The 20,581-nt window shown below is 67.5% G+C and carries 23 protein-coding genes, 1 tRNA gene, 1 other RNA gene and 1 riboswitch; of the genes, 20 read left to right on the top strand and 5 right to left on the bottom strand.

Going from position 1 to position 20,581, the window contains the following annotated elements; all coding sequences use genetic code 11:
* Window positions 1-89: 89 nt before the first annotated feature.
* From ACFQDH_RS20210 to thiD, 11 genes are all read left to right on the top strand, one after another.
* On the top strand, window positions 90-512 hold the full coding sequence (locus ACFQDH_RS20210; RefSeq protein ID WP_382404169.1) for a DUF3052 domain-containing protein: 423 nt from the start codon (window positions 90-92) through the stop codon (window positions 510-512).
* Window positions 509-979, top strand: coding sequence for a peroxiredoxin (locus ACFQDH_RS20205; RefSeq protein ID WP_382404168.1), 471 nt, complete (start codon window positions 509-511; stop codon window positions 977-979). The genes ACFQDH_RS20210 and ACFQDH_RS20205 overlap by 4 nt, the downstream gene beginning before the upstream one ends.
* A gap of 91 nt (window positions 980-1,070) precedes the next feature.
* Window positions 1,071-1,143: transfer RNA gene (locus ACFQDH_RS20200), tRNA-Val, on the top strand.
* Window positions 1,144-1,212: 69 nt separating this feature from the next.
* Window positions 1,213-2,073 (top strand): Nif3-like dinuclear metal center hexameric protein, encoded by an 861-nt coding sequence (locus ACFQDH_RS20195; RefSeq protein ID WP_382404166.1) that lies wholly within the window; start codon window positions 1,213-1,215, stop codon window positions 2,071-2,073.
* Window positions 2,074-2,078: 5 nt separating this feature from the next.
* Window positions 2,079-2,819, top strand: a complete 741-nt coding sequence (locus ACFQDH_RS20190) for a zinc ribbon domain-containing protein (protein WP_382404165.1) — start codon at window positions 2,079-2,081, stop codon at window positions 2,817-2,819.
* 4 nt (window positions 2,820-2,823) lie between these two features.
* On the top strand, window positions 2,824-3,951 hold the full coding sequence (locus ACFQDH_RS20185) for a bifunctional RNase H/acid phosphatase (RefSeq protein ID WP_382404164.1): 1,128 nt from the start codon (window positions 2,824-2,826) through the stop codon (window positions 3,949-3,951).
* A gap of 135 nt (window positions 3,952-4,086) precedes the next feature.
* The gene (locus ACFQDH_RS20180; protein ID WP_382404163.1) at window positions 4,087-5,271 is read left to right on the top strand and encodes an O-succinylhomoserine sulfhydrylase; all 1,185 of its coding nucleotides are present in this window, start codon (window positions 4,087-4,089) and stop codon (window positions 5,269-5,271) included.
* Window positions 5,272-5,311: 40 nt separating this feature from the next.
* Window positions 5,312-5,424, top strand: a riboswitch (TPP riboswitch).
* A gap of 1 nt (window position 5,425) precedes the next feature.
* Entirely contained in the window at window positions 5,426-6,094 is a 669-nt protein-coding gene (gene tenA, locus ACFQDH_RS20175; RefSeq protein ID WP_382404162.1) for a thiaminase II, read from the top strand.
* Window positions 6,091-6,873, top strand: a complete 783-nt coding sequence (gene thiM, locus ACFQDH_RS20170; protein ID WP_382404161.1) for a hydroxyethylthiazole kinase — start codon at window positions 6,091-6,093, stop codon at window positions 6,871-6,873. Before tenA ends, thiM begins: the two co-directional genes overlap by 4 nt.
* Complete coding sequence (thiE, locus tag ACFQDH_RS20165) at window positions 6,870-7,514, top strand: thiamine phosphate synthase (protein WP_382404160.1); 645 nt, start codon at window positions 6,870-6,872, stop codon at window positions 7,512-7,514. The genes thiM and thiE overlap by 4 nt, the downstream gene beginning before the upstream one ends.
* Window positions 7,511-8,335: a bifunctional hydroxymethylpyrimidine kinase/phosphomethylpyrimidine kinase gene (gene thiD, locus ACFQDH_RS20160; RefSeq protein WP_382404159.1), complete on the top strand. Its 825-nt coding sequence runs from the start codon at window positions 7,511-7,513 to the stop codon at window positions 8,333-8,335. Before thiE ends, thiD begins: the two co-directional genes overlap by 4 nt.
* Here the strand turns inward: thiD and ACFQDH_RS20155 are convergent.
* Window positions 8,326-9,402 carry an SLC13 family permease gene (locus tag ACFQDH_RS20155; protein ID WP_382404158.1) on the bottom strand — a complete coding sequence of 359 codons (1,077 nt, stop codon included), beginning with the start codon at window positions 9,400-9,402 and terminating at the stop codon, window positions 8,326-8,328. The two genes, thiD and ACFQDH_RS20155, sit on opposite strands and share 10 nt — an antisense overlap.
* Window positions 9,399-10,145 carry a YaaA family protein gene (locus ACFQDH_RS20150; RefSeq protein WP_382404157.1) on the bottom strand — a complete coding sequence of 249 codons (747 nt, stop codon included), beginning with the start codon at window positions 10,143-10,145 and terminating at the stop codon, window positions 9,399-9,401. Before ACFQDH_RS20150 ends, ACFQDH_RS20155 begins: the two co-directional genes overlap by 4 nt.
* Before the next feature lie 77 nt (window positions 10,146-10,222).
* Here ACFQDH_RS20150 and ACFQDH_RS20145 point away from each other — a divergent pair, with 77 nt between their 5' ends.
* The 6 genes from ACFQDH_RS20145 (at window position 10,223) to ACFQDH_RS20120 (ending at window position 15,310) form a co-directional block, all read left to right on the top strand.
* A complete protein-coding gene (locus ACFQDH_RS20145; protein ID WP_382404156.1) occupies window positions 10,223-11,662 on the top strand; it encodes an RNB domain-containing ribonuclease in 1,440 nt (479 codons plus the stop codon).
* Window positions 11,663-11,673: 11 nt separating this feature from the next.
* Window positions 11,674-12,027 carry a histidine phosphatase family protein gene (locus ACFQDH_RS20140; RefSeq protein ID WP_382404155.1) on the top strand — a complete coding sequence of 118 codons (354 nt, stop codon included), beginning with the start codon at window positions 11,674-11,676 and terminating at the stop codon, window positions 12,025-12,027.
* A gap of 125 nt (window positions 12,028-12,152) precedes the next feature.
* On the top strand, window positions 12,153-13,103 hold the full coding sequence (locus tag ACFQDH_RS20135) for a hypothetical protein (RefSeq protein WP_382404154.1): 951 nt from the start codon (window positions 12,153-12,155) through the stop codon (window positions 13,101-13,103).
* Between the two features lie 83 nt (window positions 13,104-13,186).
* An RNA gene (rnpB, locus tag ACFQDH_RS20130) (RNase P RNA component class A) lies at window positions 13,187-13,559 on the top strand.
* Window positions 13,560-13,863: 304 nt separating this feature from the next.
* On the top strand, window positions 13,864-14,490 hold the full coding sequence (locus ACFQDH_RS20125; RefSeq protein WP_382404153.1) for an Ltp family lipoprotein: 627 nt from the start codon (window positions 13,864-13,866) through the stop codon (window positions 14,488-14,490).
* 625 nt (window positions 14,491-15,115) lie between these two features.
* On the top strand, window positions 15,116-15,310 hold the full coding sequence (locus ACFQDH_RS20120; RefSeq protein ID WP_382404916.1) for a hypothetical protein: 195 nt from the start codon (window positions 15,116-15,118) through the stop codon (window positions 15,308-15,310).
* A gap of 8 nt (window positions 15,311-15,318) precedes the next feature.
* Here the strand turns inward: ACFQDH_RS20120 and ACFQDH_RS20115 are convergent, their stop codons facing one another.
* Window positions 15,319-16,779 carry a GuaB1 family IMP dehydrogenase-related protein gene (locus ACFQDH_RS20115; RefSeq protein WP_382404152.1) on the bottom strand — a complete coding sequence of 487 codons (1,461 nt, stop codon included), beginning with the start codon at window positions 16,777-16,779 and terminating at the stop codon, window positions 15,319-15,321.
* Between the two features lie 73 nt (window positions 16,780-16,852).
* On the opposite strand from ACFQDH_RS20115, the gene ACFQDH_RS20110 reads away from it, so the two are divergent.
* The 3 genes from ACFQDH_RS20110 to ACFQDH_RS20100 all read left to right on the top strand — a co-directional run bounded on the left by ACFQDH_RS20110 (window position 16,853) and on the right by ACFQDH_RS20100 (window position 18,907).
* The gene (locus ACFQDH_RS20110) at window positions 16,853-17,506 is read left to right on the top strand and encodes an MBL fold metallo-hydrolase (RefSeq protein ID WP_382404151.1); all 654 of its coding nucleotides are present in this window, start codon (window positions 16,853-16,855) and stop codon (window positions 17,504-17,506) included.
* Window positions 17,507-17,569: 63 nt separating this feature from the next.
* Entirely contained in the window at window positions 17,570-17,746 is a 177-nt protein-coding gene (locus tag ACFQDH_RS20105; RefSeq protein ID WP_382404150.1) for a hypothetical protein, read from the top strand.
* A 357-nt stretch (window positions 17,747-18,103) separates the two neighbouring features.
* Window positions 18,104-18,907 (top strand): lipid II:glycine glycyltransferase FemX, encoded by an 804-nt coding sequence (locus ACFQDH_RS20100; protein ID WP_382404915.1) that lies wholly within the window; start codon window positions 18,104-18,106, stop codon window positions 18,905-18,907.
* Here ACFQDH_RS20100 and ppgK read toward each other — a convergent pair whose 3' ends face one another.
* Both ppgK and map read right to left on the bottom strand, forming a co-directional pair.
* Window positions 18,908-19,672, bottom strand: coding sequence for a polyphosphate--glucose phosphotransferase (gene ppgK, locus ACFQDH_RS20095; protein WP_382404149.1), 765 nt, complete (start codon window positions 19,670-19,672; stop codon window positions 18,908-18,910).
* Window positions 19,673-19,714: 42 nt separating this feature from the next.
* On the bottom strand, window positions 19,715-20,578 hold the full coding sequence (gene map / locus ACFQDH_RS20090; protein ID WP_382404148.1) for a type I methionyl aminopeptidase: 864 nt from the start codon (window positions 20,576-20,578) through the stop codon (window positions 19,715-19,717).
* Between the last annotated feature and the right edge of the window lie 3 nt (window positions 20,579-20,581).

Here is a 20,581-nt window from a genome sequence, read left to right as displayed (position 1 = left end):
CGGTGCAACCGGGTGCCGATCAGCGTTGGAACAGTGCTGGTCAACCGCGCCCGGTTGCAAACCGGCGCAGTTCCTAGTGAACTACGGCCATGGCAATTGGGGCCCAGAAAACCGAACTGGCCGACAAACTCGGCTTCGAAAAAGACCAGGTGGTGCAAGAACTCGGCTGGGATGACGACGTCGACGTCGCTGTCCGCGAGCAAATCGAGGGACACATCGGCTCCGGTCTGGAGGATGAGGACTACGACGGCGTGGTCGACGCCGTCATCCTGTGGTGGCGGGAGGGAGACGGCGATCTCATCGACGACTGCGTCGATGCGCTGACGAATCTGGCCGACAAGGGTTTCGTGGTTCTCTTCGTGCCGGGTGCTGGTCACCCGGACCATGTGGACGCGAGCGACATCGCCGAAGCAGCGCAGACCGCCGGACTCAACGCCGGCACCTCCACCCGCGCCGGCGCAGACTGGATCGCCACCAAGCTCGTCCAGGGCGGAGTGGCCAAACAGCGATGACCGACAGGCCGCTGTCGGTCGGGGACACCGCTCCCGACTTCGCTCTGCAGAACCAGCACGGCGAGTCGGTGTCGTTGCGTGAACGGGTTGCCGACCGCGCGGTGCTGCTGGTCTTCTACCCGTTCGCGTGGTCGGGCATTTGCACCGGCGAGTTGTGCGGGATCCGTGACGACTTCGGCGGTTTCACCGGCGATGGCACAGCCGAGGTCGTCGCGATCTCCTGTGATCCCATGTTCACGCTGCGCGCGTGGGCCGACTCCGAGCACTACGACTTCGACCTGCTGTCCGACTTCTGGCCGCACGGTGCCGTCGCGAGTTCGTATGGCGTGTTCAACGACGAAGCCGGTATGGCGATCCGCGGCACGTTCCTCGTCGACGCGTCGGGCACGATCCGGTGGTCTCAGGTCAACGGACCCGGCGAGGCGCGTGATTTCGCCGGTTACCGCGAGGCGCTGGCGGGGCTCTGACCGCACCTCGGCGGAGATCGCTCCCGCGAAGTTTGTTGCGCCCGGCGTGACTGGCAGAATGACGAGGCGCTGCGCGAAGGTGTGGCGATCAGGACCTGTAGCTCAGTTGGTAGAGCACCGCGTTTACACCGCGGTTGTCGTCGGTTCGAGACCGGCCGGGTCCACCGGTTACTCCTGGCGGCCCTCGGCCGCGCGTTCAACTACACATCCGCATCGCAGCAGAGAGGCGCTACGTGACCAGTCCCACCCTCGCGGAGACCATCCGGGTGCTCGACGGGTTCTACCCGCCGGATACCGCAGCGGACTGGGATCGCGTCGGTCTGGTCACCGGTGACGCGGCGCAGGAGATCAACCGGATCCACTTCGCGGTCGACCCGACCCTCGCAGTCATCGAAGAAGCACGGGACAGCGGAGCCGACCTGTTGGTGACGCATCATCCGTTGCTCCTTCGCGGCGTGCACTCGGTGGCCACCACGACTGCCAAGGGCGCGGCCATCACGACGCTCGTGGTCGCCGACCTCGCGCTCTACTGCGCGCACACCAATGCCGACGTCGCCACGCCGGGTGTCAATGACGCCCTGGCCGCCGCCTGCGGGCTGCCGACCGACGCGGAGGCGCTGGACGAGGAGGGCGGCCAGCCGGTCGGCAGGGTCGGTGACCTCGCGCAGCCGACGACGCTGGGTGCGTTCTCCCGAGCGCTGGCGGCCGCGTTGCCCGCCGCCCCTGCCGGGCTGCGGGTCAGCGGCGACCCGGATGCGGTGGTGCGTCGGATCGCCGTCATGGGCGGAGCAGGCGACGACCGCTTCGACGCGGTCCGCCGCAGCGGGGCCGACGTCTACGTCACCGCCGATCTACGCCATCACCCCGCGCTCGAAGCACGTGAAGAGGCGCGAAGCGGAGCGCCATACCTGATCGACGCCGGGCACTGGGCGACCGAGTCGCTGTGGCTGGCCGACAGCGCCGCAAGACTGGGTGCGGCTCTCGCCGCGCAGGGGTATGACGTGCAGACCACGGTGTCGCAATTGCGCACCGATCCATGGGATTTCGTGGTGCCGACAGGGCACGGCGAGCCGACCGAACCGAAGGAGCGCTGACGCCCGTGAAGGCTGATCTCACCCGCCAGTGGCGACTGCTGGACCTGCAGAAGCTCGACACCCGCCTGGACCAGCTGGGCCACCGGGAGCGCACGCTGCCGATCCAGGCACAGGTGACCGAGGCCCGGACGGCCGCACAGCGGCTTTCCGAGGACGTCGTGATCGCCCGAACCGCCCTGCAGGACAACGCGCGCGCCGTCAGCAAGGCGGACGCCGACGTGCAGTTGGTGCGCGACCGCGCCGACCGCGACCGCAAGCGGCTGGAGAGCGGCACCGGCACCAGCAAGGAGCTGCAGAACCTCCAGCATGAACTGGAGACGCTCGCGCGGCGCCAGTCCGAGCTGGAGGATGTCGAGCTGGAGGTGATGGAGCGCGCCGAGAGCCTGCAGTCCGACGTCACCGCCAAGGAGGCCGCCCAGCAGGAGGCCTCCGAGCGGGTCGAGAGCCTGCAGGCCGAGCAGCAGAAGGCGCTCGCGGACATCGTTGCCGAGCGCGAGAGCATCGAGCGCGACCGCGCCAATGTCGCACCGGGTGTCGGGGCGGAGCTGCTCGCGCTCTACGAGAAGTTGCGTGACCAGATGGGTGGTGTGGCAGCCGCCGCACTGCAGCAAAAGCGTTGCAGTGGTTGCGGTTTGGAGCTCGGCCAGGCTGACCTGGCACGGATTCGCGCCGCTGCCGAGGACGAGGTCGTGCGCTGCGAGGAGTGCCGCCGCATCCTGGTCCGCACCGCCGAGTCGGGCCTGTAGAGGTATGGGTCGTTCGCTCATCATCGAGGCAGATGGCGGCTCTCGTGGCAACCCGGGGGTCGCCGGGTATGGCGCGCTGGTGCGCGACGCGCAGGACCGGTCGTTGCTGGCCGAGCGTGCCGCGCCGCTGGGCAAGGCGAGCAACAACGTCGCCGAATACCAGGGGTTGATCGCCGGGCTGCACGCCGCGGAAGCGATCGACCCGGGCGCAGACATCGTGGTCCGGATGGACTCCCGCCTGGTCGTCGAGCAGATGGCCGGTCGCTGGAAGATCAAGCACGAGGACATGCGGCGGCTTGCCGGCGAGGCACAGGACATCGTGCGCCGGTTGCGAGCAGCGGGCGGCTCGATCGAGTGGACCTGGATCCCGCGTGCGCAGAACAAGGCGGCCGACAAGCTGTCGAATGACGGCATGGACGGCAAGGATGTCGAACGCGACCTGTGGCGCGAGGCCTCCGATGATGACGACACCCCGGCATCGACACAGGAGCCAGGCCCGTCGGTGCCGAAGCGCACCGTACAGACCCGGCTGATCCTGTTGCGTCACGGTGTCACCGATTTCACCGTCGGGCACCGGCTCGACGGACGCGGCGGAGCCGACCCGCAGCTCAATGCGACCGGCGTGACCCAGGCTGACCAGGCTGGTGCGGCCCTCGGCGAGTTGGTGACCGGTCCGGTTGCGGTCGTGACGTCCTCGCTGGCTCGGGCGCGACAGACCGGGGCCGCCGCGGCGCGGGTGCTCGGTGTCGTGCCGAGCGTCGACGAGGACTGGGACGAGCAGGCTTTCGGCGTCTGGGACGGCTTGAGTTATGCCGAGATCGGCGAGCGCTACCCGGGTGACCCGGCCCGGATGCGGGTCGAAGAAGATTTCCGTGTCGACGGCGGCGAGAGCCATCTGGAGCTGAGCACGAGGGTCGACGCCGCCCGAGAGCGGGCGGTCGCGCTTGGTGGCACGGTGGTCGTGGCGACGCACCGGCTGCCGATCTTGGCGGTGCTGCGTTCCCTGCTCGGACTGAGCTTCGGGCATGCGTGGCTGCTGGCCGCCGACCCTGCGTCGCTCACCCAGATCGATGTGTATGCCGATGGCAGCGCGAGTGTCGCGTACACCAACGACACCCATCACCTGCGCTGAATCCGATTGCTCGACTCCTCGCAAGGCGCGCGGGGTGACCGGCTCGCAAGCTCGCTCGGTAACCCGCACGCCTTGGTCGTCGTCTCGCGCGACATGGCGCAGGACCGACTCGGGCGATATGGAAAGCTGCGATGTATGACCGAAGAACCATCGAAGAACTGGTCGCCCGACACCGTCGCGGTTCGGGGCGGGCTGGCCCGTAGCGGTTTCGAGGAGACCTCCGAGGCGCTCTACCTGACGTCGGGTTTCGTCTACGAGACGGCGCAGGACGCCGAGGCGGCCTTCACCGGTGATGTCGACCGGTTCGTCTACAGCCGGTATGGCAATCCGACCGTCGCGGTCTTCGAGGAACGGTTGCGGCAACTGGAGGGCGCGGAGGCCTGCTATGCCACCGGGTCGGGCATGGGCGCGGTCTTCACCGCGCTCGCCGCGCTGCTCGGCGCCGGTGATCGAGTCGTCGCCGCACGCGGCCTTTTCGGTTCGTGCTTCGTGATCCTCGACGAGATCCTGCCGCGCTGGGGCGTGCAGACCGTCTTCGTCGACGGTCCGGACAACGAGCAGTGGAAGGCGGCCCTCTCCGAGCCGACCGCAGCCGTGTTCTTCGAGACGCCGAGCAACCCGATGCAGGAGCTGGTCGACATCGAGTTCGTCGCCGAGTGTGCTCATGCCGCCGGCGCGAAGGTCGTCGTGGACAACGTCTTCGGCACACCGGTGTTCTCTCAGCCGCTCGAGCACGGCGCCGACATCGTCGTCTACTCGGCGACCAAGCACATCGACGGTCAGGGACGAGTCCTCGGCGGGGCGATCCTCGGGCCGAAGGACTACATTCACGGTCCGGTCGAGAACCTCCTGCGGCATACCGGGCCTTCGATGTCGGCCTTCAACGCCTGGGTGCTGGTGAAGGGCTTGGAGACGATGCGACTGCGCGTCGAGGCCCAAGCGGCGTCCACGTTGCGGCTGGCGGAGGCGCTGCAGGAGCACCCTGCGGTCCGCCGGGTCTGGTATCCGTTCCTGGAGTCGCACACACAGTTCGAGCTGGCCAAGCGTCAGATGAGCGGTGGCGGCACGGTCGTCACCTTCGAGCTCGACGGCGGCAAGGACGAAGCGTTCGCGTTGATGAATGCCCTTGAGATCGTTGACATCTCGAACAACCTGGGCGATTCCAAGTCGCTCATCACCCATCCTGCGACGACGACGCACCGTCGGATGGGCGCCGACGCTCGGGCGGCTGTCGGCATCACCGACGGAGTGTTGCGACTCTCCGTGGGACTCGAGGACACCGACGACCTGCTGCGCGACGTCACCCGGGCGCTGGGCTGAGCCGGCACCAACACCTCGGCGTCGCCACGTTACGGTGGTGCTGACAACCCGCGGGAGCTCGGAAGGACCGGGCTGAGAGGGCGACCGAACCGTCGCCGACCGCCACAACCTGAGCCGGACAATGCCGGCGGAGGAAGGGGCATCTTCGATGTCGATGACGTCATATACCTGGTGGCCGGTGCTCGGAGCACCGATGGAGGACGGCCTGAAGCGCGTGCTCGCACACGACTTTCTGCGGGGCCTGTCCGACGGGACGCTTCCGCGAGAAGCGTTCGGCTACTTCGTCATACAGGACACGCTCTATCTGGGCGAGTACGCACGGGCTCTCGCCCTGCTCGCGGCCAAGGCACCGTCCGGTGCGGCGGGCACCCTGGCCGCGCACGCCGGGTCTGCGATAGCAACCGAGCTGGGCCTGCATCCGGCGCTGCTGGAGCAAGCCGGGCTTGACCCGGCGCTACTGCACACGACGCCGAAGTCGCCTGCTACCACTGCATATACGAGCTACCTGCTGTCGGTGTGCGCCCAGCGTCCGTTCCATGAAGGTCTCGCGGCGGTTCTGCCGTGCTACTGGATCTACCAGCAGGTCGGTATGGCGCTGGCGACCTCAGGTTCGAGCGATCCGGTCTACGAACGCTGGATCGAGTCGTATGCCGCCCCCGACTTCGCCCGCAGCGTGGCCGAGATGCTGCAGGTCGTCGACGACACCGTCCGCGAGCTGTCCGATCGTCAGGCGACGGACATGGCCGAGCACGTGGAGATCGCGACGCGCTACGAGTGGATGTTCTGGGATGCCGCCGTACGCGAGGAGAGGTGGCCCTGGTGAACAACACCGACGTGAGTGACCTGCTTGCCGAGCTGCGCACGCGTGGGCCGCTGGTGCAGTGCATCACCAACTCGGTGGTGACCGGCTTCACCGCAAACGCATTGCTCGCCCTCGGCGCTGCACCCGCGATGGTCGACAACCTCGAGGAGGCAACGGTTTTCGCGGGCATCGCGGACGCCGTCCTCATCAACGTCGGCACCATCAACCCCGCAGCGGGGGAGACGATGGTGGCCACCGCGCGGGCCGCCGGAGCCGCCGGCACACCGTGGGTGCTCGACCCGGTCGCCGTTGGTGGGCTCCCGTTGCGGGATCGGGTCAGCGCCCAGCTCGTGCCGTTGCGACCGACCGTCATACGCGGCAACGCCTCGGAAGTGATCAGCCTTGCCGGGCTCGACGGGGGAGGCCGTGGAGTCGACAGCACCGCCGGCCCGGAGACGGCGCTCGAGCCGGCCCGTTCCCTGTGTGGCCGGACCGGTGGGGCTGTCGCGGTCAGCGGGCCGGTCGATCACATCATCACCGCCGACGAGGTGCGCACGGTCTCCAACGGCACGGACATGATGACCAAGGTGACCGGAGTCGGCTGTGCTCTCGGCGCGATCACCGCTGCCTTCACCGCGTGCGCATCGCCTGCGGATGCCGCCTTCGCGGCGACCGCAGTGTGGACGATCGCCGCCGAGGTCGCGATGGCGCGCGCATCGGGCCCGGGCACGTTCGCGGTGGAGATCCTCGACGCTTTGCACGATCTCAGCCCCGAACAGCTCGAAAGGTTGCGTGCATGACTTTCGATGCGCAGTGGTTGCGGCTCTACGTGGTCACCGACTCGGCACTGTGTGGCGACCGAGGTGTCGCAGAGACCGTGCGCCAAGCTCTTGCCGGGGGAGTGACGGCTGTGCAGTTGCGGGATCACGAAGCGACAACCCGCGAACTGATCGACACCGCAAGGGAATTACGGCACCTCACCGCGGCTGCGGGCGTGCCACTCATCATCGATGACCGGCTGGATGTCGCACTCGCAGCCCGTGCCGATGGCGTGCACCTCGGGCAGTCCGACCTGCACCCGGTCGACGCGCGCCGGGTCGCCGGCCACGGTCTGGCCATCGGCCACTCGGTGTCCTGCATCGACGAGGTCGAGGCAGTAGCTGAGTGGCCCGCGGGAACGATCGACTACCTCGGGATCGGTCCCGTGTTTGCCACGCCAACCAAGCCGAACGCAGCCGCTCCACTCGGCATCGACGGCGTTCGCGAAGTGCTGGACTGCTGTGATATCCCTGCGGTTGCCATTGGTGGGATCAAGGAGGTCCACGTCGCACCGTTGCGGGAGGCAGGAGCCGCAGGTGTTGCCGTCGTGTCGGCCATCTGTGCAGCGCCGGATCCGGCCGCGGCGGCACGAATACTACTGGCAGCAGAGGAAATTCGATGATGTCACAGATACCCACGGTGCTGACCATCGCGGGGACCGACCCCAGCGGCGGGGCCGGCATCAGCGCGGACCTGAAGACATTCAGCGCGCTGGGCGCGTTCGGGACCGTCGTCGTGACAGCCGTCGTCACCCAGAACACCCAGGGTGTGGCCGCCATACATCAGCTGGACGGTGCCACTGTCGCCGGACAGCTCACCAACCTGCTCGACGACGTGCACGTCGACGCCATCAAGATCGGCATGCTTGGCACGGCCGAAGTGACGCGCGCAGTGGCGCAGGTTCTCCGCGAGCGGGAGCTCGGCCCGATCGTGCTGGATCCGGTGATGGTCTCCACCAGTGGGCACCGGCTGCTTCCCGCTGCAGCGGTGGAGGCGCTGCGGGACGAGCTGATTCCGTTGGTCGACCTGATCACCCCGAACCTCCCGGAAGCCGCTGATCTGCTCGGCGGTCCCGAGGCAACCAGCGTCTGCGACATGATGCGACAAGCCCGCGCACTGGCGCAGTTGTGTCCGGGCGTGCTGCTCAAGGGCGGCCACCTCGACGGACCGGACAGCACGGACCTGCTGCTCATTGACGGTCGGATCACCGAGTTGGACGAGCCCCGGATCGCGACCCGCAACACGCACGGCACCGGCTGCACACTCTCGTCCGCGATCGCCGCGTTGCGCCCGCGGCGCCAGACCTGGGTGGACGCGGTGCGGGACGCCAAGACCTACCTGACGGGAGCATTGCGAGCCTCGGAGGAGTTGTCGATCGGTCACGGCAACGGGCCGGTCCACCACTTCTGGAGGGCGTGGCCGGATCAGCCCGATCAGAGCTGACTGAGTGTGACCGTTGCGGCGACGACCGTCACAATCGCGACGAGGAGGCTCTCGATCGTGAAGCGCCGCAACGGGATTGGCAGGCCGGCGCGTCGGCACCGGCCGATCCACAGCATCGTTGCCAGCGAGCCCCAGACGGTGATGATCGGGCCGGCGTTCACGCCGATCAGCAGCGCCATCAGGCGGTGTGCGGAGCCGTCGGCCGCGGACTCGAACGCGAGGTAGGCGGGCAGGTTGTTGATCAGGTTTCCACCGAGCGCGCCGATGCCGGAGACCCTCAGGAGGTCTGTGGTCGACTCGCCCGCACCCATCACGCGGGCGATCCATACCTCCAGGCCGTGCGCGCGCAGGAAGTCCACGACGGCGAAGAGCACTGCCACGCCGATCACCATCCGCCATGGGACGGCGATTTCGCGCAGGGCAGCGCGCTCGCGAACAGCCAGCGTTACCAACAGGATCAGCGCACCACCAGCAGCGGGTATGGCGGGCGTGACACCGGTGACGAAAAACGGTCCGAGCAGGAGACACACCGCACCCGCGACGCGCAGCAGGACGATGTCGTCCGGACGCGGCATGGGTGGCACCGGGTAGCGTCCTCGCAGTTCGGAGCGGTGCAGCAGGGCAATGACGACCACGGTGGTGGCCATGGCGACGAGGGCCGGCGCCCAGGCGACTCGCAGGTATGCCGACAGGCCACCCCACCGTTGAAACTCGTGCAACGCCAATAGATTGCTCAGGTTGGAGACCGGGAGCAGCAGCGACGCGGTGTTGGCCAGCCACACCGTGGTGAAGGCGAACGGCAGCGGCGGCAGGCCCGCCTGTCGCGCGGTGGTGATGACGACCGGTGTGAGCAGCACCGCGGTCGTATCCAGGCTGAGGACCGTCGTCGCGGCGCAGGACAGCACCACCACGATCAGCCACAGGCCGATGGTGCGGCCCCTCGCCATACGCGCAGCCCAGTGGCCGGCAACCTCGAAAACACCTGCGTGGTCAGCGATCTCGGCCACGACCGTGATGAACACGAGAAACGCAAGGACCGGCCCGACGCGATCGAGCAAGTCGATCACGCGCTGCCCACGGACAATTCCCACGGTGAGCCTGCGCGGCGCGGCTCGTGCAATTCGGCAGTGAACGCGCCCGCGACGACATCGCGCACCGCGGCCGGGGTGCGTGGCGAGGCTCCGGCCTCGGCCAGCCAGCGAGTCACGAGCCCGCGTGTGTGTTTCGCGTTGTGGGTCGCTCCGGGCACGTGGATGCGCACCCAGCGCTTGGCGGTGGCACCGGTCGGTGTCCAGGCTGCGGCGTAGTTGCTCGAACGACAGTCGACCACGACGCCGTTGCCGGCGAGTTCGGTCATGGGGGCGGCCAGCTCGCTGCGCCAGTAGGCCGCGAGTGGTCCGACGCCGGGCAGATTGGTGCCCATCGAGAGCCGGTACGCCGGCACCTTGTCGGCCAGTCGCAGCGCCCCGAACAGCGCGGACTGTATGACGATCCACTGGCGTGCGCGACGCAGGGCGGCAGACTCCAGGGTGGGCAGGTCGAGGGCGTCATACAAGACTCCGGTGTAGAGCGCGGAGACCTGCTGCGCGGGTGCGGTGCGCAAAGTCAGGTTGCGGGCGACGTCGTCGGCCAGGCTGGCGCCGACGCCGAGTACGTCCAACGCGTCCGGTCGAGCACTGACGTCGGCCAGCACGTCCAGCAGCTTGTCGCGTGCGGCCGTCAGCTCGGGCAGCTCCAACCGGGTGAGATCGAGCGCCTTGCCGCGTTTGCGCGGGGTCTTGGTCTCCGAGGGCGGCAGCAGGATCAGCACGCGGAAAGGCTACGGCCTGTCAGGTCGGGCGCGCGGATCGGACCATGTTCGTCACCGGTGTTCCCTATGGTGCTGGTATGGACCTACGGCATCTGATCGCCCCGACGGCTGACCCCAAGGCAGGAGCGGACGCCGGTCCGCTGGAGCGGGCGTTCGCGACCCTGCGTGAGCAACTCGACCTGTCGCTGGACTACCCGCAGGGAGCACTTGCGGAAGCGGTGCAGGCAGCGAAGTCCGTCACACTGCCCGATCGGGACGAGACCGCGGTGCCGTTCTTCACCATCGACCCGGCCGGCTCGATGGACCTGGACCAGGCGATGTGCCTGGAGCGGGACGGTGACGGCTTCAGGGTGCGTTATGCGATTGCCGACGTTCCGGCATACGTGACGCCCGGCGGTGCGCTCGATACCGAGACGCGCCAGCGCGGACAGACGATCTATCTGCCCGACGCCCGGGTGCCGTTGCACCCGCAGGTGCTCAGCGAGGACGCGGTCAGCCTGCTGGCCGACAAGGAGCGGTCGGCATACGTCTGGGACATCCGGCTCTCGTCGCTCGGCGAAGCGACGGCGAGCGAGGTCTATCGCGCCCGGGTGAAGAGCACCGCCCGGCTGGATTACGTCACCGTGCAGCAGCAGATCGACGACGGTTCGGCGCCGGAAGGGATTGCGCTGCTGAAGACGATCGGTGAGTTGCGAATTGCCTTGGAGGCCAAGCGTGGTGGTGCCAACCTGCCGATGCCCGAGCAGGAGGTCAGCAAGACCGACGACGGCAACTACCAGCTGACCTTCCGTCCGCAGCTGCCCGCGGAGGAGTGGAACGCCGAGGTCTCGTTGCTCACCGGGATGGCGGCCGCCGAGCTGATGCTGCAGGCGAAGGTCGGCATCCTGCGCACCATGCCGGCGCCGGAACAGAAGGCGATCGACCGCTTCCGGCGGCAGGCCAAGGCGCTCAGCGTCGACTGGCCGGCCGATCAGCAGTATGGCGACTTCATCCGTGCGCTGGATCGGTCCAATCCCACGCACCTGGCGCTGATCCATGACGCGACCAGTCTCTTCCGCGGTGCCGGTTACACGCCGTTCGACGGCCAGGCGCCGAGCGAGACGATCCAGGCAGCGGTCGCGGCGCCATACGCGCATGTGACGGCGCCGCTGCGGCGGTTGGTGGACCGCTTCGGGCTGGTGGTCTGTGAGGCGGTCAGTCAGGGCGGGCAGGTGCCGGACTGGGTCCGTGAGGCGCTGCCCACACTGCCGGACATCATGCGCAGCACCGACCAGAAGGCCAGCCAGGCCGAGCACGGGTGCACGGATGCGGTCGAAGCGGCCGTGCTGGCGCACCGGGTGGGCGAGACGTTCGCGGCATACGTTGTCGACACCGACGAGAAGGGCGTGACTGTGCAGCTCGTCGACCTCGCGGTGACGGCGAAGGCCGACGGTAAGGCCGAAGCAGGTACCGAGGTGCGGGCGAAGCTCACCGAGGCCAACATCGAGGAGCACCAGGTCCGCTTCGAGCTCGCCTGAGGTTCTGTCGGATGGCGAGACGAGTGATCCTCCTGCGGCACGCGGCTCCGCAGGTCAACTCGTCGCGAGATCCGCACGACTGGGGGTTGTCTGCGGACGGTCATAGCGCCGCTTCCGGTTTGCGATCGCGTATGCCGGTGTCGGCGACCTTCGCCGCGAGTGATGAGCCGAAGGCGATCGAAACCCTACGTGCAGCAACGGATTGTGAGTTCGTCGTCGATGGACGGTTCGGTGAGGTTGACCGTCCGCGCGAGCCGATCAGCGATGCGTTTCGCGCCGCACGGCGTGACTGGGTTGCTGGTGCGCTGGACGCGCGGCACGACGGTTGGGAGTTGCCGGATCTCGTCGATGTGGACGTCTCGTGACGCCGTGCCCCGTCTGACCTATGCCAAAGGGAGGTATAGCTCCCGCATGGCATAGGCGGATGGCAAGGATCCGGTTATCCACAGCTGACCAGCGGGGGATGCGCGTGTTCGGCGAGGATCCTCAGATGGCCGGCAACGAGGCGCAGCGCAGCCCGGCACCGTTGCGCCCAATGGGTGCCCACCGGCGGACACTCGCTGCCCAGTTGGCGGCGGACCATGGTGGGGTTGTGCACCGGAACGAACTCGCTCGGTATGGCGTCGGGCGGAACGCCATACGTGACGAAATCGGAGCTGGTCGGTGGTTTCGCGCCGGGCGCCACACCGTCGCGATCGACGCACCTGTGCTGGGCACGGAAGCGTTGAGATGGTGGGCAGTGTGGGAGAGCGGAGCCGGCGCGCGCCTCGACGGGGTGAGTGCGCTTCTCTCGGATGGAATGACCGGCTTCACCGCTGCTGCCATCGACGTCACATTGCCTGCCCGTAACCGGCATCACGCGCTGGCCGGAGTCCGACTGCATCGCGTCGATTGCCCACCACCGATGCGGGGCGCGGGCATCCCACGAGTTGCCGTCGAACTCGCGACGATTCACGGTGCCCAGTGGGCGGTGAGCGACAGGCAGGCCGCGTTGGTCATCTGTCTGCCGATTCAGCAACGCTTGCTGTTGCCGGCGCGCCTGCAACTGGCATGGCGCGGTGTGGGACGCTCCGCCCGGAGGCAGTTCATCAACGCCGTGATCGCCGATGTCGCCGACGGAGCGCATTCCCTCGGCGAGTTGGACTTCACTCGTATGGCGCGGATCTACGGTCTTCCTACGCCGTCCCATCAAGTGGTGCGGTCCGGCCCTCGTGGCCGTGTCTACCTCGACATCTCGTGGGACGAGGTCGGTCTTGTGGTCGAGATCGACGGAGGACATCATGCGCTCGCACTCAACCCGGTCGACGACGCCCTGCGACAGAACGACCGAGTCGTGGTGGGAGAGCGGGTGCTGCGGATTCCGGTCATCGGCTTCCGCATCGTGCCGGAGAAATTCATGCAGCAGGTCCGCCGAACGTATGACGTCCTCGGCCGAGCCTGATCCGAGTTGGCCAATGCCAGGCGGGAGCTATAGCTCCCACGTGGCATAGGCGAAGGCAGCGCATGGATAGGATGTCCGGCGGATGAGTCGGCCGGGCGGTCGCGGCCCGAGCAATCGGGGCGAGGAAAGTCCGGACTCCGAAGGGCAAGGTGGTGGCTAACGGCCACCCGGGGTGACCCGCGGGACAGTGCCACAGAAAACAGACCGCCACCGGTTCGCCGGCGGTAAGGGTGAAACGGTGGTGTAAGAGACCACCAGCACGCCAGGTGACTGGCGTGGCTTGGTAAACCCCACCTGGAGCAAGATCAGACAGCGTGTGTCCGAGGGCGGCCCGCCCGAGCACGCGGGTAGATCGCTGGAGGTCACCGGCAACGGTGGTCCTAGATGGATGATCGCCACGTGTCCGCCGCTTGCGGCGGCGCCATACAAAATCCGGCTTACAGGCCGGCTCATCCGCCACACCGGTTCGCGCACCGTAACCACAACCGGATTCACGGTCCGCACGCGGCAACCTCCGAGGCCAGGTGTTGCGCCGGATCGACCCCGACTTCGCACCGGGTGAGCGCCCACCCTCCCATGGACGCCACCACCACTGACGTCGACGGAACCTGTCGCCATCTTGCGTGACCGCGCGATTGCTGCATTTATGGCATCGAATTCGCCTATTTCCCAAGCACACTCGCCGTGACCGGCGTATCCCTGGGACGTGCTCGCGGCGTCCGGCGAGCACTTCGGAGGAATCCCCAGGGGAGAGTGCGCCATGTTCACATCGACCGCCGCCATCGCGGCCACCGTCGCAGCAGTTGCCCTCGCCGGTTGTTCGTCGCCGGGACAGTCGGCGGCGGTGAAGGCGACCGTCACCGCCACCACGACTGCCACGGCCACCACGACGACCACTGCCACCACGACGGCAACGGCGACGGTCACCGCGACGAAGACGATCACCGCGCGGGCAGCCGGTGCCGCGACAACCGTCACCAAAGTTGTCACGCCGAAGGCGGTGCAACAGGCGACGAACAAGGCTGCGCCACCGAAGACTTCCGCGCCGAAGAAGGCGGTGTCGGCGCGGTCGGGCCTGACGAACCAGCAACAGAACGCGGTGTCGTCGGCTCAGGACTACCTCAGCTTCGCCGGGTTCTCGCGGCAGGGACTCATCGATCAGTTGTCCTCGGCGTATGGCGACAAGTATTCCGTCCATGATGCGACCGTCGCCGTCGACAGCCTGCACGAGAACTGGAACGCCCAAGCGGTGAAGTCGGCCAAGCAGTACCTGCAGCTGCAGGGCTTCTCGTGCAGCGGGCTCATCGATCAGTTGTCGTCGGCGTATGGCGACAAGTACACCCGCTCGCAGGCCGCGTATGGCGCCCAGCAGTCGGGGGCCTGCTGAGAGGCTGACTCCGCCATGATGGTCGTATGACGCACCGTGCCCGCGCCTCGCTCTGGCAGCAGGTCGCGGACACGACGTCTCTGCCCAACGCGCACGCACATGCCGACTCCCGGCATCGTCGGCCGTTGTGGGATGCACTCAGCGCCGGTTTCACCAGCCTCGAAGTGGACGTGTGGGTCGTGCGCGGGCGGGTCTTCGTCGGGCACAGTCTGCCGCATCCGCTGCGGACCCTACGGCGTGTCTACCTCGATCCACTGGCGGCAATGGTTCGCGAAACGGGTTGTGTCTACAGCGATTTCGATGAACCGCTCCAACTGCTGCTTGACGTGAAGACCGATGCGAAGCGCTCGAGGCCGGCAATCGAGGCGCTCCTGGCGCAGTACCCGGCCCTGGTGAGTTGCTGGCGCGACGGGCGTTTCGTCCCCGGAGCGGTGACCGTGGTCGTGAGTGGCCGACTCTCCACGTTGTATGACGCACCCCTCCGCTGGAGCGGCGTCGACGGCCGGCTGCGGCTGGCGTCAGCGGAAGTGTCGGCCGACCTGATGCCGCTGCGCAGCGACTGCTGGCCGGAGCTGTTCTCCTGGGATGGCGACGGACCGATGCCGGGGAGCAGCGCGACCGGTTGGTGCAACTCGTCGCCGACGCGCACGCCGCTGGCCAGCGGACCCGCCTGTGGGACACCCCGGACCATCGCGGAACGGCCCGCGACAACCTCTGGGCGACCCTGCTGGACGCGGGTGTCGACTACCTCAACACCGACGACCTGAGCGGAGCACGCGACTTCTTGCTCGCCCGCGCCGACCAACCGAATGGCGAGTGACGGCGGTGTCACCAGGAGGTTTCGCGCGGGCGCCCTTCGTCATACCCGCTGGCGCTCTGGACGCCGACCAGTGCACGATCGCGGAACTCCGCGATGGAGCGTGCTCCTGCGTAGGTGAAGCTGGACCGGACGCCGGCGATGATCGAGTCGATCAGGTCCTCGACGCCGGGGTTGGCCGGGTCGAGGAACATCCGGGACGAGGAGATGCCCTCCTCGAAGAGCGCCGAGCGGGCCTGGTCGAACGCGCTGCGCGCCTGCGTGCGGCCACTGACGGCGCGGGCGCTCGCCATACCGAAGGACTCCTTGAAGAGTCGCCCGTCGGCGGCGGTGTTGAGGTCACCAGGGCTCTCCCAGGTGCCCGCGAACCACGAACCGATCATCACCGAACCAGCGCCCGCAGCCAGTGCCAGTGCCACGTCGCGCGGGTACTTGACGCCGCCGTCCGCCCACACGGAAGCACCGAGTTCCGTTGCCGCAGCAGCGCATTCGAGCACAGCCGAGAACTGCGGGCGACCGACGCCGGTCATCATGCGGGTCGTGCACATCGCGCCCGGGCCGACCCCGACCTTGATGATGTCGGCGCCTGCGGTGGCCAGATCCCTGACGCCGTCGGCGGTCACGACGTTGCCGGCGGCGATCGGAATGCGGGTGCCGAGCTGGGCGGCATGTTCGTCCCGAACAGCGCGTACGGCCGCAAGTGCGTCGATCATCTTGTCCTGGTGACCGTGCGCGGTGTCGACGACGAGCACGTCGGCGCCGGCCGAGAGTGCGGCTGCGGCCTTCGCGCGGACGTCGCCGTTGATGCCGATCGCGACGCCGATGCGCAGCTGTCCCGTTGCGTCCACCGCGGGCTGATAGATCGCCGACCGCAGGATGCCCTGCCGGGTGAGCACGCCGGCCAACTCGCCGCCGTCACGTACCACCGGCGCCAGCTCGAAGTGGTGATCGGTGAGCGCGTCGAAGATCGAGCCGAGGTCGTCACCGTCCTTGACCGTGAAGAGCTCGCGGGTCATCACCTCACCGACCGTCGCAAAACGGTCGACCTGGCGTGACTGTCGTTCGGTGACCAGGCCTATCGGCGCGTAAGCATCGTCGATGACGACTGCGGTGCGGTGCGCCCGCTTGCCGATGAGGGCCAGGACGTTGCCGACCGGCTCGTCCGCGTGCACGGTCACCGGTGTCTCGAAAACGGTGTGTCGAGCCTTGACGTAGGCGACGGTCTCGCGCATCGCGTGCTCGGGGATGTCCTGCGGGAGTACGGCGATCGCACCGCGGCGGGCGACCGTCTCCGCCATACGACGACCGGAGATCGCGGTCATGTTTGCCACGACCAGCGGAATGGAGGTGCCGACCCCGTCCGGTGTGGTGAGGTCGACGTCCAGGCGGCTGCTCACCGATGAACGGGAGGGCGCCATGAAAACGTCGTTGTAGGTCAGGTCGTATGCCGGGCGATCGCCTAGGAACTTCACGTTCGGCCATGCTACGGGGATTTCTCACCCGCGTCATACGCAGCTCGTCAGGGACACGTTCTACGGTGTGCGAATGGAGCTCACTCTTCTCGGACATTCCTGCGTGCTCATCGAGGTTGCCGGACAACGCATCCTGATCGACCCGGGCACCTTCTCCACCTTCGACGAGATCACCGATCTCGACGCCGTGCTGGTCACGCACCAGCACGCGGATCACCTGGACATGGGGCGGCTCCCGGCGCTCTTGCAGCGCAATCCGGGAGCGAGCCTGCACACGGATCCTGACACCGCGGAAATCCTTGCGCGCGAAGAGATTCCGGTGACCCGCAACCAGGCCGGCGAAGTCTTCACCTTCGGAGACCTGACGATCAACCCGGTCGGCGCGCAGCACGCCGTGATCACCGAGTACGTGCCGCGCATCGGCAATGTCGGGCTCTACCTGACCGCACCCGGCGAAGCGTCGTTCTTCCATCCGGGTGACGCTCTGGACGCCGAGGTGCCGGGGGATGTCGACCTGCTCGGTGTGCCGGTCAACGCCCCGTGGTGCGCGGTGAAGGAGACGGTCGAATTCGTCCGCCGGATCGCACCGTCGGCCGTGCTGCCGATCCATGACGCCCTGCTGACCGAGTCGGGACGTGCCTTCTATCTGCAACACATCAAGGGCTTCGGCCGCGACGGTGGTGTCCCGGTCCATGACCTGCACGGTGCGGGAACGCTGACCCTCTGAGTGACGATGACCGACTGACGGACAGATTCGTTGATATAGGTAAGGCTCACCTATGATCGGCGCGTGCCCGTTGTCACCGCGAAGAAGAAGTGCTGCAAGGACTCACCGCGCTGCAAGAAGTGCCCGGTGACCCTGGAGCGACTCCGGAAAGCGGGCCATGCCCAACGGCTGTCGAAGCTCGGGTATGACGTGAGCGCCGACGTTCCGCGCAAGATCCGCAAAGCCGCCCGCCGACGCTGAGTGGTTCGCCGGTAACTTGGTGCTCGTGAACCTGCGAGTGACCACCTGCCATGACCGTGACACCTGGGACCACGCAGTTCTGACTGCCGGGGGACACCCGTTGCAGCTGTGGGGATGGGGCGAGGTGAAGTCCCGCTACGCCTGGACCGCTGACCGCCTGCTCGTGCATGACGCACACGGTGAGCAGGTGGGCGCCGCTCAGGTGCTCTACCGCCGGTTGCCGCCGCCGTTCAAGTCGCTTGCCTACGTCCCGCGTGGTCCGGTCGCTGCTGAGGCTGATCGGGCCGAGGTGCTCGCGGCGCTCGCCGCCCACGTGAAGCAGGCCCGTGGCTCGATCGCGCTCTCGGTCGAGCCGGACTGGGCGGACCCGCAGTCGCCGCTGCCCAAGGGCGTCACCGACGAGGAGATCGCCGCCGTCGAACAAGCCGCACCGACCGGCTGGCTGGCCTCAGTCGCGCAGGCGGGATTCCGGCGCAGCGCCAACACCGGACTCATCCCGCGCACCCTGGTCGTCGACCTGACCCCGGACGAGGACGACATCCGGGGGCGTTCAACTCCAGCACCCGGCAGAACGTCCGCAAGTCGTTCCGCGCGGAAGGCGTCCGGTTCGGCGAGGTCACCACCGACACCGATCTCCAGCAGGTGCTCGCGATCAACAAGGAGACCGGCAAGCGGGCCGGCTTCGCGGTCCACGACGATGGTTATCACCTGGCGATCCGGGACCTGATGGGGGAGCGCTCGCAGCTGATCGCCGCGTGGGACGGCGACGACGTGGCAGCGTTCGTCTGGCTGGTGGTCTCCGGGGACACCGCATTCGAGCTGTATGGCGGAGTGTCTCCGCGTGGCATGAAGCTACGACTCAACTACGGCCTGAAGTTCCACGCGATGAAACACGTGAAGGCACAGGGTGTTTCGCGTTATGACTTCAACGGTCTGCTGAACGACGGCATCTCCGACTTCAAGCGGCAGTTCAGCAAGCACGAGGACCTGCTGATCGGCACCTGGGACAAACCGTTGTCGCCGCTCTACCCGGCCTTCGCGACCGCGCTGCCGACGGTGCGCCACGCCCTCAAGCGTGGCTTGCCCGCGGCGAAGGCGACGCTGCGCGACCCGAAGGCCGCACTCGCCGGCCTCCGGTCGCGCGGGTCGACCAGCAGCTGACTACTTCGTCCTGGCAGCGCGGTCGGCCAGCCACGCCACACCCACGATGCCGGCGGCGTTGCGCAACTGCGCCGCGACGATCGGCGCGCGCAGGTGCAGCAGCGGCAGGAACTTGTCGGACTTCTTGGAGATGCCGCCACCGACCACGATGAGGTCGGGCCAGAGAAGATCCTCGATGTGGCTGTAGTAGCGCTGCAGTCGCTTGGCCCACTGCTCCCAGGAGAGGTCCTCGACGACGTGCGCGCTCTCGGCTGCCTTGGACTCGGCGTCGTGTCCGTCGATCTCCAGGTGCCCGAGCTCGGAGTTGGGCAGCAGCTCCCCGTCGATCAGCAGTGCCGAGCCGATGCCGGTGCCCAGCGTCGACACCAGCACCGTGCCGTCGGTGTTGCGCGCGGCTCCGAAGTGCAACTCGCCGACGCCGGCGGCGTCGGCGTCGTTGACGACCGTCACCGGGCGGCCGAGGCGCTTGCTCAGCAGCTCCTCGACATTCGTCCCGATCCACGAACGATCAATGTTCGCAGCGGTTCTCACGACTCCGTGGGTGACGACACACGGCAGGGTGATGCCGATGGGTTGCCCGGCAGTCTCGTCGGCGAACTTGTCGGCGATCTGCTCGATGACGTCGGCGACCGCCTCAGGAGTGGACTCCTTGGGGGTGTCGACGCGTTCCCTGTCCTTGGCGAAGGCCCCCTTTTCGAGGTCGACCGGCGCGCCCTTGATACCGGTGCCGCCGACGTCGATGCCCAGTGGGTAGGTCGTGCTCATGACTTGCAAGCTCCTTAGCGAATGCGTTTGCTGCTCAAAACCTTATGGCAGCGTCAGAATCTCGGGACCGGACTCGGTGATCAGGATGGTGTGCTCGAACTGTGCCGATCGCCGCAGGTCCTTCGTCACGACCGTCCACTCGTCGTCCCACATCGTCCACTCCGCGGTGCCCAGGTTGAGCATCGGCTCGACTGTGAACGTCATACCCGGCTCGATCACGTCGTCGTATGCCGGGGCCGCGTCGTAGTGGGGGATGACCAGCCCGGAGTGGAAGACCGGCCCGACTCCATGCCCGGTGTAGTCACGCACCACGCCATACCCGAATCGCTTGGCGTACTTCTCGATCACTCGCCCGATGATGTTGACGGCACGCCCGGGCAGCGCTGCCTTGATGCCGCGCAGCATCGCCTCGTGCGTGCGTTCCACGAGGAGGCGGGACTCCTCGTCGACGTCTCCGACGAGGAACGTCGCGCAGTTGTCGCCGTGCGCACCGTCCTTGTATGCCGTGATGTCGATCTTGACTATGTCGCCGTCCTCGAGCGGACGGTCGTCGGGTATGCCGTGACAGACGATCTCGTTGACGCTCGTGCACAGCGACTTGGGGAAGCCCCGGTAGTCGAGGGTGGACGGGTAAGCGCCGTGAGCGAGCATGAATTCGTGCCCCACCCGGTCGATTTCGTCGGTGGTCACGCCCGGGCGGACCGCGGCTCCGGCAGCCTGTAGTGCCTGCGCGGCGATGCGCGCCGACGCTCGGATCCGCTCGATCAGCTCGGGTTCATGTACCTCGGAGCCGGTGAACTTTGCCGGTGCCGGCCGGCCGACATACTCCGGGCGATCTATGGACGCAGGGACGGTCCGCCGCGACCCGATCCGGCCGGGTCGCACCTGGGTATTGCTGATCGACATGCG

The organism is Flexivirga alba (assembly GCF_042661025.1).
Taxonomy (GTDB): domain Bacteria; phylum Actinomycetota; class Actinomycetes; order Actinomycetales; family Dermatophilaceae; genus Flexivirga; species Flexivirga alba.
This window is presented reverse-complemented; position numbering and strand designations above follow the sequence as displayed.

Bases quoted from the DNA above. Each gene is read 5' to 3' on its own strand.
- thiD (WP_382404159.1), top strand. From the start codon at position 7,511: ATGATGTCACAGATACCCACGGTGCTGACCATCGCGGGGACCGACCCC.
- ACFQDH_RS20140 (WP_382404155.1), top strand. From the start codon at position 11,674: ATGGCGAGACGAGTGATCCTCCTGCGGCACGCGGCTCCGCAGGTCAAC.
- tenA (WP_382404162.1), top strand. From the start codon at position 5,426: ATGACGTCATATACCTGGTGGCCGGTGCTCGGAGCACCGATGGAGGAC.
- ACFQDH_RS20205 (WP_382404168.1), top strand. From the start codon at position 509: ATGACCGACAGGCCGCTGTCGGTCGGGGACACCGCTCCCGACTTCGCT.
- ACFQDH_RS20135 (WP_382404154.1), top strand. From the start codon at position 12,153: ATGGCCGGCAACGAGGCGCAGCGCAGCCCGGCACCGTTGCGCCCAATG.
- thiE (WP_382404160.1), top strand. From the start codon at position 6,870: ATGACTTTCGATGCGCAGTGGTTGCGGCTCTACGTGGTCACCGACTCG.
- ACFQDH_RS20210 (WP_382404169.1), top strand. From the start codon at position 90: ATGGCAATTGGGGCCCAGAAAACCGAACTGGCCGACAAACTCGGCTTC.
- ACFQDH_RS20145 (WP_382404156.1), top strand. From the start codon at position 10,223: ATGGACCTACGGCATCTGATCGCCCCGACGGCTGACCCCAAGGCAGGA.
- ACFQDH_RS20125 (WP_382404153.1), top strand. From the start codon at position 13,864: ATGTTCACATCGACCGCCGCCATCGCGGCCACCGTCGCAGCAGTTGCC.
- ACFQDH_RS20110 (WP_382404151.1), top strand. From the start codon at position 16,853: ATGGAGCTCACTCTTCTCGGACATTCCTGCGTGCTCATCGAGGTTGCC.
- ppgK (WP_382404149.1), bottom strand. From the start codon at position 19,672: ATGAGCACGACCTACCCACTGGGCATCGACGTCGGCGGCACCGGTATC.
- ACFQDH_RS20185 (WP_382404164.1), top strand. From the start codon at position 2,824: ATGGGTCGTTCGCTCATCATCGAGGCAGATGGCGGCTCTCGTGGCAAC.
- ACFQDH_RS20180 (WP_382404163.1), top strand. From the start codon at position 4,087: ATGACCGAAGAACCATCGAAGAACTGGTCGCCCGACACCGTCGCGGTT.
- map (WP_382404148.1), bottom strand. From the start codon at position 20,578: ATGTCGATCAGCAATACCCAGGTGCGACCCGGCCGGATCGGGTCGCGG.